This is a genomic window from Micromonospora sediminicola (assembly GCF_900089585.1).
Taxonomy (GTDB): Bacteria; Actinomycetota; Actinomycetes; order Mycobacteriales; family Micromonosporaceae; genus Micromonospora; species Micromonospora sediminicola.
This window is the reverse complement of the sequence record NZ_FLRH01000003.1, coordinates 721,285-735,752: the sequence shown is the minus strand read 5'-3', so window position 1 is coordinate 735,752 and position 14,468 is coordinate 721,285. Positions and strand designations below refer to the sequence as shown.

Genomic DNA, 14,468 nt, shown 5'->3' with positions numbered 1-14,468 from the left:
AACGGCCGGCTCCCGGTCAGGGGAGCCGGCCGTCGGGTCGGTGCTCAGTGCGTACCGTCCGAGTTGTTGCTGGAACCACCGACCGAGATGCCGTCGGCCGTGGCCTGCTTCTGCAGCGCGTCCTTCTCGGCCGGGGTGAGCACGGGCGGCTCGGTCGAGGGCTGGCGCTTGCCGAAGCCGTGGTAGGGGGCCATCGGCGGGCGCTTGACCACCCGGGCGCAGATGCGGGCCATGTCGGCGGTGGAGAGGGTTTCCTTCTCCATCAGCTCCAGGACCATGTTGTCCAGGACGTCCCGGTATTCCACCAGGATCTCCCAGGCCTCGTCGTGGGCCAGCTCGATCAGCGCACGCATCTCGCCGTCGATCTCGGCCGCGACCGAGTCGGAGTAGTCCCGCTCGTGGCCCATGTTGCGGCCGAGGAACGGCTCGTCGCCGCTGGTGCCGTACTTGATCGCACCGAGCTTGGAGCTCATGCCGTACTGGGTGATCATCGCGCGGGCCAGCTGGGTGGCCTTCTCGATGTCGTTGCCGGCGCCGGTGGTCGGCTCGTGGAACACCAGTTCCTCGGCCGCCCGGCCGCCCAGCGCGTACGCCAGGGTGTCGATCATCTCGGCGCGGGTCTGGGTGTACTTGTCCTCCGTGGGGAGGACCAGCGTGTGGCCCAGCGACCGGCCCCGGGACAGGATGGTCACCTTGTGCACCGGCGCGGCGTGCGGCAGCGCCCAGGCGACCAGCGCGTGCCCACCCTCGTGGTACGCGGTGATCTTCTTCTCCTGGTCGCTCATCACCCGGGTCCGGCGCTGCGGACCGGCGATCACGCGGTCGATCGACTCTTCCAGCGAGTCGTTGGTGATCGCCCGCTGTTCCTTGCGGGCGGTGAGCAGCGCGGACTCGTTGATCACGTTGGCCAGGTCGGCCCCGGAGAAGCCCGGGGTACGCCGGGCGACCGCGTCGAGGTCGACGTCGGGCGTGAACGGCTTGCCCTTGGCGTGCACCCGCAGGATGGCCTTGCGGCCCTCCATGTCGGGGGCGTCGACCGGGATCTGCCGGTCGAAGCGGCCCGGGCGCAGCAGCGCCGGGTCGAGGATGTCCGGCCGGTTGGTGGCGGCGATCAGGATGACCCCGCCCTTGGTGTCGAAGCCGTCCATCTCGACCAGCAGCTGGTTGAGGGTCTGCTCCCGCTCGTCGTGGCCGCCGCCCATGCCGGCGCCACGGTGCCGGCCGACCGCGTCGATCTCGTCGACGAAGACGATCGCCGGCGCGTTCGACTTGGCCTGCTCGAAGAGGTCGCGGACCCGGCTGGCGCCGACGCCGACGAACATCTCCACGAAGTCGGAACCCGAGATGGAGTAGAAGGGCACGCCGGCCTCGCCGGCCACCGCGCGGGCGAGCAGCGTCTTACCCGTGCCGGGCGGGCCGAAGAGCAGCACGCCCTTCGGGATCTTGGCGCCCAGGGCCTGGTATTTCGCCGGGTTCTGCAGGAAGTCCTTGATCTCGTGCAGTTCCTCGACGGCCTCGTCCGCACCGGCCACGTCCGCGAAGGTGGTCTTCGGCGTGTCCTTGGTGATCATCTTCGCCTTGGACTTGCCGAAGTTGAGCACCCGCGAGCCGCCGCCCTGCATCTGCGACATGAAGAACAGCAGCAGGAGCACGAGCAGCGCGATGGGGAGGAGATTGACCAGCAGGCTGACCCAGATGCTGTCCGACGACACCTTGGTGTCGACCGGGCCGGTGATCCGGTCCGCCGCCTCGGCCTCGCGCACCTGGTTCCAGACCTGGCCGCCGACCTCGTACGGGAACTGCGCCTCGATCTTGTCGGTGTTGGTGTCGCCGAACTTGGCCTTGTCCTTCAGGTCGAGCTGGAGCGTCTGCTCCTTGTCCTGGAAGACGACCTTCTCGATACCGCCCTTGTTGAGCTGGTCGAGCGCGACGGACGTGTCCACGCGGTGGTAGCTGGGACCAGCGGTGAACAGTTGACTGAGCACAACGGCGCCGAGGATGACCAGGATGATCCAGACCACCGGTCGGCGGAAGAAACGCGTACGTTCCATGCTGTCGTCGGGCGCCGAGACGCCCGCATCCTCCTGATCGACGTCCTGACCGTCTGAATGGTGTCGCCGCCTCGGGCGGCGGCCGTGGCCGCCGTGCGGGCCGGCCCGACCCCCGGGGCACGCGAACTGCCGCACCACGGTCATTCGACGGTACACCGTACGAGCGAGATGTGAGCTTGTGAGCCCGGCACTTACGCGTAGGGCGAACCAGGGTTTGAGCCGGCGTGGCGGGGAGCTCCGCACCCGACCCGCCCACACCGCCCGGTCACGCGGCTCGAGGGGTCGGGCGTGGAGGGTGCCTCCACGTCACCGGTCTCTACCGTAGACCGAAAGGCTGAGAGCCCGCTGAACGTCCGCTGACGAGCGGCCCGACGGCGCTCAGGCGCGGGCGTAGACCTCGGGCTTGAGCACGCCGACGTAGGGCAGCTCGCGGTAGCGCTCGCCGAAGTCGAGGCCGTAACCGACGACGAACTCGGTGGGGATGTCGAAGCCGACGTACTTCACCGGCACCTCGACCTTGACCGCGTCCGGCTTGCGGAACAGCGCGACCACCTCGACGCTGGCCGCCGAGCGCGACTCCAGGTAGCGCAGCAGCCAGGAGAGCGTCAGGCCGGAGTCGACGATGTCCTCGACGACGACCACGTGCCGGCCGGCGATGTCGCGGTCCAGGTCCTTGAGGATGCGGACCACGCCGGACGAGGTGGTGCCCTGGCCGTACGAGGAGACGGCCATGAACTCCAGCTCGGCGGGCGGGCCCTGGCGGCCCAGCGCGCGGGCGAAGTCGGCCATGAACATGACCGCGCCCTTGAGCACGCAGACGAGCAGGAGACCGTCCTCGACGTGCGCGTAGTCCGCCGAGACCTGCTTGGCCAGTTCCGCGGTCTTCTCGCGGATCTGCGCCTCGGAGATGATCACGTGGTCGATGTCGGCGTCGTACCAGGAGCCGTCAGCCATGCTCCTAGCCTGCCGTACGCCGGATGGCCTCCGTCGGCGGGGCCGCCCCTTTTGGCGCGGTCCCGCCGGGGATTTTCGGCGCGAACGAGGCAAATCACCTCAGCAGGTGCGGGAGCGCCAGCGCCGCCCGTCGTCGGTCGGCTTCCAGTCGGCCGAGTCGCGGGTGTCGGCGGTGAGCCCGAGGGCGCTGGCGCCGACGAGGAGGAGCAGGAAGAGCAGGAGCAGAAGAACGGTCATGGCGGCGCTCGCTTTCGCGTGGTTCGGATGGTTTTCGCCGCCGGTGCGCACCGGACACCACCTAGTTTCCGGCCCGCCGTCCGGTCCGGACAGTGGCAGGAATGCCAGCGGGCATCGATTTCCTGCCACCTCTCGGGTTACCCTCGTCACATGCTCCGCTCCGTCGCCGTCATCGCCCTCGACGAGGTCGCCGCGTTCGAACTCGGCGTCGTCGCCGAGGTGTTCGGCACCGACCGCACGGTCGACGGCTTCCCCGGCTACCGGTTCGACGTCTGCACCGCCGACGGCGCGCCGGTCCGCAGCCGCTCCGGCTTCCTGCTCACCCCCACCGCCGACCTCGCGCCCGTGGACGAGGCCGACCTGGTGGCGGTGCCGGCGCACGCCGAGGGGACGCCGGTGCCCGAGCCGGTGCTCGCCGCGCTGCGCCGCGCCGCCGACCGGGGCGCCTGGCTGCTCAGCGTCTGCGCCGGCGCGTTCGTGCTGGGCGAGGCGGGCCTGCTCGACGGACGCGACTGCACCACCCACTGGCGGCACGTCGACGAGCTCCAGCAGCGCTTCCCGGCGGCCCGGGTCCGGTGCAACTCGCTCTACGTGCAGGACGGCCGGCTGCTCACCAGCGCCGGCACCGCCGCCGGGATCGATGCCTGTCTGCACCTGGTCCGCCAGGCGCACGGCTCGGCCGTGGCCACCCGGCTGGCCCGGCGGATGGTCGTCCCGCCGCACCGCGACGGCGGGCAGGCCCAGTACGTCGAGGCGCCGATCCCCCGCGCGCCGGAGGCCCCCACGCTCGAACCGGTGCTGGAGTGGCTGATGGGCCACCTCGACCGCACCGTGACCGTGGACGAGCTGGCCGCCCGGGCCGACATGGCACCGCGGACCTTCGCCCGCCGGTTCCGGGCCGAGACCGGCACCACCCCGCACGACTGGCTGACCAACCAACGGGTGCTGCTGGCCCGACGACTGCTGGAGGACACCCGGCTCAGCGTGGAGAGCGTCGCCGACCAGGCCGGCTTCGGCGACGCGGCAGCGCTGCGGCACCACTTCACCCGCCGGGTCGGCACCACCCCGCACGCCTACCGGACCACGTTCCGCGAGCGCGCCGACGCCTGACCGCCGCCCCGCCGCGACGGTCAGCCGAGCAGGCGGCCGGCGTGACGGCGGACCGGACGACCGCCGGGCAGGTGCACCGGCCCCTGCCCCCGCCAGCCGGTGACCAGGGCGTCCAACGCCGCCACGTGCCGCTGCGACAGGGCAGCCGGGGCGGCCCCCAGCTCCCGGGCCCAGGCGTGCAGCACCCGGGTGCGCACCGCCGCGGGCAGCGCGGCCAGCCCGTCGACCGACAACCCCTCATCGCCGGCCCGGACGTCGGCCAAGGCGGCGTCGGCCAACGCGTCCAGGGCGGCGGTGTCCGCCGCGAGCAGCCGGGCGGTCCGGGCCAGGTTCGCCACCACGCCCGGGCCGAGCGCGGCGACGAGCGCCGGCAGCGCGTCGGCCCGCACCCGGGCCCGGGCGTACGCGGGATCGGTGTTGTGCGGATCGCTCCACGGGTCGAGCCCGAGCGCGGCGCAGGCCGACCGGGTGTCGTCGCGCGCGACGTCGAGCAGCGGGCGCAGCAGCGGCACCCCGTCGAGGTCGCGCCGTTCCGGCATGCCGGACAGTCCGCGCGGGCCGGCGCCCCGGGCCAGCGCCAGCAGCACCGTCTCGGCCTGGTCGTCGCGGGTGTGCCCGAGCAGGACCCCGGCCGCGCCATGCCGGCGGGCGACCTCGACCAACGCCTCGTAGCGGGCCTCGCGAGCGGCCGCCTCGGGACCGCCGGGCCGCCCGTCCACGCGCACCCGGAGCACCTCGACCGGGTCGAGCCCGGCCGTGCGGGCCCAGGCGGCGACCGCGTCGGCCCGCTCGGCGGAGCCGGGCTGGAGGCCGTGGTCGACCGTGACCAGTCCGGCCGGGCGGCCGAGCCGGGGAGCCACGAACGCGGTGGCGGCGGCGAGCGCCAGCGAGTCGGGCCCGCCGGAGCAGGCCACCAGGACCGGTCCGGCGGCGGGCAGGTCGGTCAGCAGGCGCCGCACGGCGAGCCGCACGGCGGCCACGGACGGCGCGGGCGCCGGGCCGACCGGCGGCCGGAGGGCCGGAGCGGCCGGGTCAGCCGGCGGCCGGGGTGGCACCGGCCGGCCCGTGCACCCGGTTCACCCAGGCGTCCGGATCGCCCAGCTCGTCGAGCCGGGGCAGGGTGAGCGGGGAGGAGAAGATCTTGTTGAAGCCGGCCATGCCGACCCGGTCGACCACGCCGTGCACGAACTTGCGGCCCTCGGCGTACTGGCGCATCTTGACCTCGATGCCGAGCAGCCGGCGGATCGCCTTCTCCAGCGGGTTGCCGGACTCCCGGCGGCGGTTGAACGCGGCCCGGATCGCGCCGACGCTGGGGATGACCTCGGGGCCGACGCCGTCCATCACGAACTCGGCGTGCCCCTCCAGCAGCGTCATCAACGCGGTCAGCCGGTCCAGCACGGCGCGCTGCGCCGGGGTCTGCACGATGTCGAGCACGCTGGCCCGGCTCTCCGGGTCCTTCACCGCGTCGGAGAGTGTCGCCACGCCGCGGCGCAGCCGCTCCAGCAGGTGCTCACCGCCCTGCGAGGCGTCCACGAACGCCTGCACCTCGCCGAGGAAGTAGGCGCGCATCCACGGCACGGCGGTGAACTGGGTCCGGTGGGTCACCTCGTGCAGGCACACCCAGAGGCGGAAGTCGCGCGGGTCCGCGCCGAGCTTCCGCTCCACCTCGACGATGTTCGGGGCCACCAGCAGCAGTTGGCCCGGGTCGCCGGCGAAGACCTCGTACTGGCCGAGGACCCGGCCGGAGAGGTAGGCCAGCACGGTGCCGGCCTGCACGCCGGTGAGCCGGGAGCCGATCGCCTCGGTGAGCGCGCCGGGCCGCTTGTCCCCGGAGAGCCGCTCGACCAGTGGCGTGACCACCTCGCGCAGCCCGGCGATGTTGGCCGCCGCCCAGTCCCGGCGGTCGACCACGCGCACCGGCGGGTGGGCCACCTGGGCGCGCAGCCCGGTGTAGTCGGCCACGTGACCGGCGGCCTCCTCGGTCAGCCGGCGCAGGTCGCCCACCACGTCGGTGGCCTCCGCGTATGACACGCGGGGGCCCGACTTGCCCAGCGCCCCCGCGGTCGCGGCGGCCAGATCCCAGTCCACGAACTGCGCCATGAACCCACCGTACCCGCGCCGCGACACCCCCACCCGGGCTCGCGTCGGCCGATCGACGTCGGTCGGTCAGCGGCAGCCGCAGCCGGCCAGCGCGGAGGTGATCCGGTCGAGCGCCTGCCGGGTCTCGTCCAGCGAGCCCTGCGTCCGGTCGGTGAGCACGGCGAAGGTGAGCAGCCGCCCGTCGGCGGTGAGGACCGTCCCGGCGATGGCGTTCACCCCGGTCAGCGTGCCCGTCTTGGCCCGCACCACACCGGCCCCGGCGGCGGTGGCGGCCGCCCGGTAGCGCTCGTCGAGCGTGCCGGACCAGCCGCCGACCGGCAGCCCACCGAAGATCGCCGCCAGCTCCGGGTGGCTGCCGTTCCCGGCGAGCGTGATCAGCTCGGTGAGCAGGGACGGGCTGATGCGATTGGTGCGCGACAGCCCGCTGCCGTCGGCGAGGCTGATCTCGCCGGCCGGCAGTCCCAGCTCGCCGAGCACCTGGTCGGTGGCGGCGGCACCCCCGGTGAACGAGCCGGGCTTGCCCTTGGCCAGCGCCACCTGGCGGGCCATCGCCTCGGCGATCACGTTGTCGCTGTCGCTGATCATGATGTCGACCAGCCGGATCACCGGCAGGGACTCGACCTTGCCCAGCTCGGTGCCGGGCGCCGGGCCGGCCGACCCGGAACCCCCGGCGGTCGGCGCCGCGCCCCGGGTCACCTGGGCGGCGCCACCGGTGAGCCCGAGCAGCTTGGCGAACTGCCGGCCGGCGGTCAGGTCCGGCTGGGGCACCCGCTCGGCGGCGTGGTTGGTCTCCTCGGCGGTGCGCCGCGCCAGCGCCGGGTCCTTGCGGGCGCCGTCGGTCATCAGCGCGGTGATCGCCGCGCCGAAGCCGCCGGTGGGGATGTCGGCGTCCCAGCCGGGCTCGAAGACCGGACCGCTGAACAGCGACGAGTCGACGATCACCTTGGTCGGTGCGGTGCCGCCGAGCGCGTCGCGCACCTGGGCGGCCAGGGCGTCCAGCCGGGCCGCGCCCGGGTAGAAGCCGTTCTTGTCCACCGCGAGCGTGGGGTCGCCGCCGCCCACCAGGACCACCTCGCCGGGGTTCGGGCCGGCCACCGCGCGGGTGGGGATCCGGTACGCCGGACCACGCGCCGCGAGCACCGCGACGCCGGTGGCGAGCTTGGTCACCGAGGCGGGCACGGTCGGCGCGTCCGGTCCCTTGCCGTAGAGCGTCTCGCCGGTGGCCACGTCCGCCACCGAGACGTTCACCCGGTCGCCGAGCGCGGCGGCGCCCACCAGCGGTTCCAACGCGGCCCGGATCCCGGCCTCGGTGGGCAGCGGCGCGTTGGCGTCGGGACCGCCGAGCACGGCCGGCGGGTCCGGCTCGGGCGGCGCGGCGGTGGCACCGGACGGGGCGGCCTCGCCGCCCAGCAGACGGGCGACCGGACCCGGGCGGAGCACCGCCAGCCCGGCCACCGCGAGGACCAGCACCAGCACGCCCGCCAGCGCCGCGACCAGGCGGCCACGACGGCGGCGCGGCGGAACGGCGGGCGGGGGCGGCGGCGGGGCGGCGCCGACCGGCGGGACCGGCGGGCTCACCGGGATCGGACCCGGCGCGCCGGGCCAGCTCACCGGGGCCGCCGCCGGGTCGCCGGTCGGGGTGACCCGGGCCGATCCGCTGGCCGGGGCCGGACGATGGGGAACGTTGGCGCCGGGGACGGACACCCGCCCGGTGGCTCCACCGGAACCGGATCCGACGGACCGTCGCCCGTCAACCCCCTCGGGGCGGTAGTGTGAATCTTCCCTCCCCACGGCCCCCTCCTCCCCGCTCGAAATCACCTTGGGTGACACTACTTCGGTCCGAACACTATGCGGCGGCCGGAGCCGGCGGGGGGCGTTCACCCGTGCGGGCGGCGAGCCGCTGGTTTCCGTTAGCCAGCGTGGGCAAACGAGGGAGCGTGGGAAATGGATTTCGACGTCACGGTTGAGATCCCCAAGGGTCACCGCAACAAGTACGAGGTGGACCACGCGACCGGCCGGATCCGGCTGGACCGCACCCTCTTCACCTCCACGCAGTACCCGGCCGACTACGGCTTCATCGAGGGCACCCTGGGCGAGGACGGCGACCCGCTGGACGCGCTGGTGCTGGTGCCCGAGCCGACCTTCCCCGGCTGCCTGATCCGCTGCCGCACCATCGGCATGTTCCGGATGACCGACGAGAAGGGCGGCGACGACAAGGTCCTCTGCGTCCCCTACGAGGACCCGCGCCAGGAGCACCTGCGGGACATCCACCACCTGGGCGAGTTCGACCGCCTGGAGATCCAGCACTTCTTCGAGGTCTACAAGGACCTGGAGCCGGGCAAGTCGGTCGAGGGCGCGACCTGGGTCGGCCGGGTCGAGGCCGAGGCCGAGATCGCCGCGTCCTACCGGCGCGCCAAGGAGGCCGAGGAGCGCGGCGAGACGCTGCACTGACGGTCAGGTTTCTCGAACGGCCCGGGTCGCACGTCGCGATCCGGGCCGTCGCGTACTCAGGCGAGCAGGCCGCGGGCCCGGTCGTAGAGATCGAGCACCGCGCAGGCCACCGGGACCACCGCGGCCACCAGGGCGGTGTCGGTCAGGTCGGCCAGCCGGCCGAGGTACGGGGACACCGGTCGCCGGGCGTACGTGGCGCCGGCGGTCACCGCCACCAGGGCCAGGGCCAGCCCGCCGACGGTCAGCGCGAGTCGCCCGCCCGGACCGGCCCGTTCCGCCAGCACCGCGCCGAGCAGGCCGTACCCGGCGAGCCCGGCGACGACGGCCGGCAGCCGGTGCCGCACCGCCACGAAGAGCCGGGAGCGCAGCAGCAGCACCCCGCTGCCGACGGCGACCAGCAGCCATGCGGCGGTCCCGCCGACCGCGACGAGCACCCCGATCGCGCCGACGGCCAGCGCGGCGTGCCCGAGCAGCATCCCGGTCAGCACCTCCTCGGCGCGGGCCACGGCGGCGTGCACCCGTCCCCGGTCGGGCAGGTCACGGGTGCCGGCGGGAGCGGGCAGGGTGAGCGGCGGCAGCGGCAGCTTGCCGACCCGGATGGCCAGCAGCGGCAGCCCGCCGAGCGCGAAGACCAGGACGGCGAGCAGCACGGCCGCGGTGCCGGCCGGCGTCAGCAGCAGCCCACCGAGCGCGGCCACCGCCCCGGCCGCGCCCACTGTCACGCCGGCCACGAAGACCCGGGACCGGCTGGCCACCCCGAGCAGGCCGAGCACCGCCACCAGCAGCAGCGCCACCGAGCCGACGAGCAGTTCGGGGGCGCCGATCCAGCGAAGCCCGGGGATCGGACCGACCGGGTCGCCCGAGCCGACCGCCAGCGCGCCGGCCGTCGCCGCCCAGGGCAGCGCGTACCCGCCGAGGGTGGCGCCGACCGGGCCGTCCCCGTACGCCCGGGACGCGGCGGTGGCGGCGAGCACCAGGATCAGGGCGACCGCGGCGGCGACCGGCCAGTCCCGGCCCCCGGCGCCGGCGCCGGCGGTCAGCACGGCGACCAGCCCGACGGCCAGCGGCACGCCGGCCCCGGCCAGCGCGGCGGCCCGGGTGGCCGGGGCGGACCAGGCGGCGCCCCGGCGTCGGGCCCCGTCGACGATCGCCTCGACCACGTCGTCGTACTCCAGTTCGGGCCACTCGGCGCGGGCCGGCACGAGGTGCAGCACCTCGCCGTCCCGGACGCCCTGCGGCAGCAGCGCCTGGGCGGTGGCGAGCACCGCGCCGTCGGTGCGGCGCAGCAGCCAGCCGCCGTGCCGTTCCCCGTCGTCGGCCAGCCCCTCGCCGGCGTGCCGCAGCACCTCGGGCAGCAACTCGGCCAGGGGGACCTGCTCCGGCAGGGCCACGTCGACGCGGCGCCGGGGCGCGCTGATGGTGACCCGGGCAAGGCCGCTTGTCATCGACGTATCTCCATCCCGGACCGGATCGGTGGGCTGACGGACGACAGGACTTTACCTACTATGAGCCAGGCTCGGGTTACCGAGAGCCATGGGAGGATCGTTGTCCACTGTCGTCATCAAGCGGCCGCCGCGCCGCCCGGCCCCGGAGATCCCGGTCGGCGAGCTGCCCGTCGAGGCGCCGCCGGAGATCCCGGTGGCGACCGGGGGGCGCTGGCAGCAGGCGTTGATGGTGCTGCCGATGCTCGGCGGGACGGTGGCCATGGCGATGATGTTCGGCCGGGGCGGCGGGGCCTACTCGTACGCGGTGGGCGGCATGTTCGGGCTCTCCTCGCTGGCCATGCTGGTGACCACCTGGGGCAGCGCCGGCCCGAAGAAGTCCGAGCTGATGGCCGCCCGCCGGGAATACCTGCGCCACCTGGCCACGCTGCGCCGCCGGGTCCGGGAGACCGCCGGCGCCCAGCGGGCCGGGCTCTCCTACCGCCACCCCGAGCCGGGCCGGCTCTGGTCCACGGTGGACAGCCACCGGGTCTGGGAGCGCCGGCCGGCCGACCCCGACTTCGCCGTGGTCCGGGTCGGTGTCGGGCCGCAGACGCTGGCCACGCCACTGGTTCCGCCGGTCACCCGGCCGCTGGAGGAGCTGGAGCCGATGACGGCCGGGGCGCTGCGGCGCTTCCTGGACGCGTACTCGGTGGTGCCGGACCTGCCGGTGGCGCTGTCGCTGCGCAGCTTCGCCCGGGTCTTCGTGCGCGGTCCGGCGGGCCCGGTGCGCGGGGCCGGCTCGCCCGCCGCGCAGGCCCTGGTCCGGGCGGTGCTCACCCAGCTCGCGGTCTTCCACGCCCCGGACGAGCTGCTGGTCGCGGTCTGCGCCGGGCCGGAGCGCCGGGACCGGTGGGAGTGGGTGAAGTGGCTGCCGCACGCCCACCATCCGACGCGCACCGACGCCCTGGGCGCGGTGCGCCTGGTCACCAGCTCCGCCGCCGACCTGGAACGGCTCCTCGCCGACGTGCTCGGCAGCCGGTCCCGGTTCAGCCCGCACGGCCCGGCCACGGACGGGCCGCACGTGGTCGTGGTGCTCGACGGCGGCGACCTGACCGGCGCCGCCGACCTGGCCGGCGACGGCGGCATCGACGCGGTCACCGTGCTCGACCTGGACACCCCGCCCCCACGGCTGCTCGACCGCTACGCGCTGCTGCTCGACCTGGTCGACGGCCGGCTGCACTCGCACTCCGTGGAGGGGCACGCCGAGGTCGGCGCCGCCGACGCGCTGCCGGCGGCCGACGCCGAGGCGGTGGCCCGGCGACTCGCGCCGCTGCGGCTGGCCGGCACGGTACGCGGGCCGGACGCGCCGCCCGGCGCCGAGCCGGGCCTGCCCGAGCTGCTCGGCCTCGGCGACCCGGAGGGCTTCACCGCCGAGCAGGGGTGGGCGCCCCGGGCCGCGCGGGACCGGCTGCGGGTGCCGATCGGGGTGGGCGCCGACGGCGGGGCGATCGACCTCGACCTGAAGGAGTCGGCGCAGGACGGGATGGGGCCGCACGGCCTGCTGATCGGCGCCACCGGCTCGGGCAAGTCGGAGCTGCTCCGCACGCTCGTGCTCGGCCTGGCCGCCACGCACAGCTCCGAGCAGCTCAACTTCGTGCTCGTCGACTTCAAGGGCGGAGCCACGTTCGCGCCGTTCGAGCGGTTGCCGCACACCGCCGCCGTGATCACCAACCTGGCGGACGCGCTGCCCCTGGTCGACCGGATGGTGGACGCGATCAACGGGGAGCTGATGCGCCGGCAGGAGCTGCTGCGCCGGGCGGGCAACTTCGCCAGCGTGCGCGACTACGAGCGGGCCCGGGCGGCCGGCACCCCGCTGGCCCCGCTGCCGTCGCTGCTGCTGATCTGCGACGAGTTCTCCGAGCTGCTCTCCGCCAAGCCCGACTTCATCGACCTGTTCGTGCAGATCGGGCGGCTGGGTCGGTCGCTCGGGGTGCACCTGCTGCTGGCCAGCCAGCGGCTGGAGGAGGGCCGGCTGCGCGGGCTGGACACCCACCTGTCCTACCGGATCGGCCTGCGCACGTTCTCCGCGCTGGAGTCCCGGACCGTGCTCGGCGTGCCGGACGCGCACGAGCTGCCCCGCACCCCGGGCCACGGCTACCTGCGCTCCGGCACCGACCCGCTGGTCCGGTTCAAGGCCGCGTACGTCTCCGGGACGGTCCGCCGCCGCCCCGGCCCGGCGGGTACGGCCGGCGCCGGGAGCCCTCGCGTGCTCGCCTTCTCCAGCCACCTGGTCCCGGTGCCCGAGCCGGCCGCGCCGGCGGCCCTCCCGGCCGAGGAGGAGACCGGCGGGACCCTGCTCGACCTGCTGGTGGACCGGCTGGCCGGGCAGGGCCCGCCGGCACACCAGGTGTGGCTCCCCCCGCTGGACGCCTCGCCGACGCTCGACGAGCTGCTCGGCGCGATCGGGAGCGACCCGGTGCGCGGGCTGACCGTGGCCAACCCGGAGCTGCACGGCGCGTTGCAGGTGCCGGTGGCCGTGGTGGACAAGCCGTTCGAGCAGCGGCGGGACCTCTTCTGGCTGGCCCTCGACGGCGCGGCCGGGCACGTCGGGGTGGTCGGCACCACCCGCAGCGGCCGGTCCAGCCTGCTGCGCACGCTGGTCTGCGCGCTCGCCCTCACCCACACGCCGGCCGAGGTGCAGGTCTACTGCCTCGACCTCGGCGGCGGGACGCTCGGCGCGCTGCGCGACCTGCCGCACGTCGGCGGGGTGAGCGGGCGCACCGACGGCACCGCGGTCCGCCGGACCGTCGGCGAGGTCGTCAACGTGCTCGTCGAGCGGGAGCGGCGCTTCACCGAGTCGGGGGTGGAGTCGATGGCGGCCTGGCGTCGGCGACGGGCCGCGGGCGGGCCGGGCGGCGCCGACCCGTTCGGGGACGTGTTCCTGGTGGTCGACGGCTGGAACACGCTGCGCGGCGAGTACGAGGACCTGGAGCCGCTGGTCACCGAGCTGGCCACGCGCGGCCTCGCGTACGGGGTGCACGTGGTGGCGACCGCGCTGCGCTGGTCGGACTTCCGGCCGGCGATCCGCGACCTGTTCGGCTCCCGGCTGGAGCTGCGCCTCGGTGATCCGGCCGACTCGGCGGTGGTCAAGCGGGCGCTGGCGGCGACTGTGCCGGAGGAGCGGCCGGGGCGCGGGATCACCGCCGGCGGGCTGCACTTCCTCACCGCCGAACCGCGGGCCACCACCCTGGGCGCCGAGACCGGCGACCTGGTCAAGGCGGTCGCCGGCGCCTGGGCCGGTCCGGTGGCGCCCCGGGTGCGGCTGCTCCCGCCGGTGCTGCCGTACGCCGAGCTGGACCAGACCTCGACCACCGGGCTGGCGTTCCCGGTGGGGGTGGCCGAGGCGGACCTGTCCCCGGTGGTGCTCGACTTCGCCACCGAACCCAACTTCGTGGTGTTCGGCGACGCCGAGTGCGGCAAGTCCTCGTTCCTGCGCGCGCTGGCCACCTCGATCGTCCGCCGGTTCACCCCGGAGCAGGCCCGGGTGATCCTGGTGGACTACCGGCGCAGCCTGATGGGCACGATCGACACGCCGCACCTGATCGGGTACGGCACGGCCGCGCCGCACACCACCGAGCTGATCGAGTCGGCGGCCGGCTACCTGCAGGGGCGGCAGCCCGGTCCCGGGGTGACGCCAGCCGAGCTGCGCGCCCGGTCCTGGTGGACGGGGCCGGAGCTGTTCGTGCTGGTGGACGACTACGACCTGGTGGCCGGCGGGCCGAGCAACCCGTTGCGCGCGTTGGAGGAGCACCTCCCGCACGCCCGGGACGTCGGGCTGCACCTGGTGCTGGCGCGGCGCTCGGGCGGCGCCGGCCGGACGTCGTACGAGCCGGTCATCCAGCGGCTGCGGGAGCTGTCCACGGCCGGGCTGGTGATGTCGGGCGGCCCGGAGGAGGGGCCGCTCGTCGGTCAGGTGAAGGCCGGCCCGCTGCCCCCGGGACGGGCCCGTCTGGTCACCCGCCGTGAGGGCGTACGTCTGGTGCAGTTGGCCCATCTTCCGCCCGGGTGACCGGGCGTGCGGAGTTGCCCCGTGACGGTCGGGACAACCGGTAATCTCCGAGCAGCATGTGTCGGACGCGAC

The 14,468-nt window shown here is 74.9% G+C and carries 10 protein-coding genes; 3 read left to right on the top strand and 7 right to left on the bottom strand.

Annotated elements, in window-relative coordinates:
- Positions 1–44: 44 nt before the first annotated feature.
- The 3 genes from ftsH to GA0070622_RS32380 all read right to left on the bottom strand — a co-directional run bounded on the left by ftsH (position 45) and on the right by GA0070622_RS32380 (position 3,242).
- Positions 45–2,051 carry an ATP-dependent zinc metalloprotease FtsH gene (ftsH, locus tag GA0070622_RS03870; RefSeq protein WP_091568628.1) on the bottom strand — a complete coding sequence of 669 codons (2,007 nt, stop codon included), beginning with the start codon at positions 2,049–2,051 and terminating at the stop codon, positions 45–47.
- 378 nt (positions 2,052–2,429) lie between these two features.
- On the bottom strand, positions 2,430–3,005 hold the full coding sequence (hpt, locus tag GA0070622_RS03865) for a hypoxanthine phosphoribosyltransferase (protein ID WP_091568626.1): 576 nt from the start codon (positions 3,003–3,005) through the stop codon (positions 2,430–2,432).
- Between the two features lie 99 nt (positions 3,006–3,104).
- Positions 3,105–3,242, bottom strand: a complete 138-nt coding sequence (locus GA0070622_RS32380) for a hypothetical protein (RefSeq protein WP_172967895.1) — start codon at positions 3,240–3,242, stop codon at positions 3,105–3,107.
- 150 nt (positions 3,243–3,392) lie between these two features.
- Here GA0070622_RS32380 and GA0070622_RS03860 point away from each other — a divergent pair, with 150 nt between their 5' ends.
- Entirely contained in the window at positions 3,393–4,352 is a 960-nt protein-coding gene (locus GA0070622_RS03860; protein ID WP_091568625.1) for a GlxA family transcriptional regulator, read from the top strand.
- A gap of 20 nt (positions 4,353–4,372) precedes the next feature.
- Here the strand turns inward: GA0070622_RS03860 and tilS are convergent, their stop codons facing one another.
- The 3 genes from tilS to dacB form a co-directional block, all read right to left on the bottom strand.
- Positions 4,373–5,323: a tRNA lysidine(34) synthetase TilS gene (gene tilS, locus GA0070622_RS03855; RefSeq protein ID WP_091576850.1), complete on the bottom strand. Its 951-nt coding sequence runs from the start codon at positions 5,321–5,323 to the stop codon at positions 4,373–4,375.
- Between the two features lie 61 nt (positions 5,324–5,384).
- Positions 5,385–6,452 (bottom strand): zinc-dependent metalloprotease, encoded by a 1,068-nt coding sequence (locus GA0070622_RS03850; RefSeq protein WP_091576847.1) that lies wholly within the window; start codon positions 6,450–6,452, stop codon positions 5,385–5,387.
- A 66-nt stretch (positions 6,453–6,518) separates the two neighbouring features.
- Complete coding sequence (gene dacB / locus GA0070622_RS03845) at positions 6,519–8,030, bottom strand: D-alanyl-D-alanine carboxypeptidase/D-alanyl-D-alanine endopeptidase (protein ID WP_176710528.1); 1,512 nt, start codon at positions 8,028–8,030, stop codon at positions 6,519–6,521.
- Positions 8,031–8,396: 366 nt separating this feature from the next.
- On the opposite strand from dacB, the gene GA0070622_RS03840 reads away from it, so the two are divergent.
- Positions 8,397–8,903, top strand: coding sequence for an inorganic diphosphatase (locus GA0070622_RS03840; RefSeq protein ID WP_013288994.1), 507 nt, complete (start codon positions 8,397–8,399; stop codon positions 8,901–8,903).
- 56 nt (positions 8,904–8,959) lie between these two features.
- Here GA0070622_RS03840 and eccD read toward each other — a convergent pair whose 3' ends face one another.
- On the bottom strand, positions 8,960–10,348 hold the full coding sequence (eccD, locus tag GA0070622_RS03835; protein ID WP_091568622.1) for a type VII secretion integral membrane protein EccD: 1,389 nt from the start codon (positions 10,346–10,348) through the stop codon (positions 8,960–8,962).
- A gap of 100 nt (positions 10,349–10,448) precedes the next feature.
- On the opposite strand from eccD, the gene eccCa reads away from it, so the two are divergent.
- Positions 10,449–14,396: a type VII secretion protein EccCa gene (gene eccCa / locus GA0070622_RS03830; RefSeq protein WP_091568620.1), complete on the top strand. Its 3,948-nt coding sequence runs from the start codon at positions 10,449–10,451 to the stop codon at positions 14,394–14,396.
- Positions 14,397–14,468: the final 72 nt, after the last annotated feature.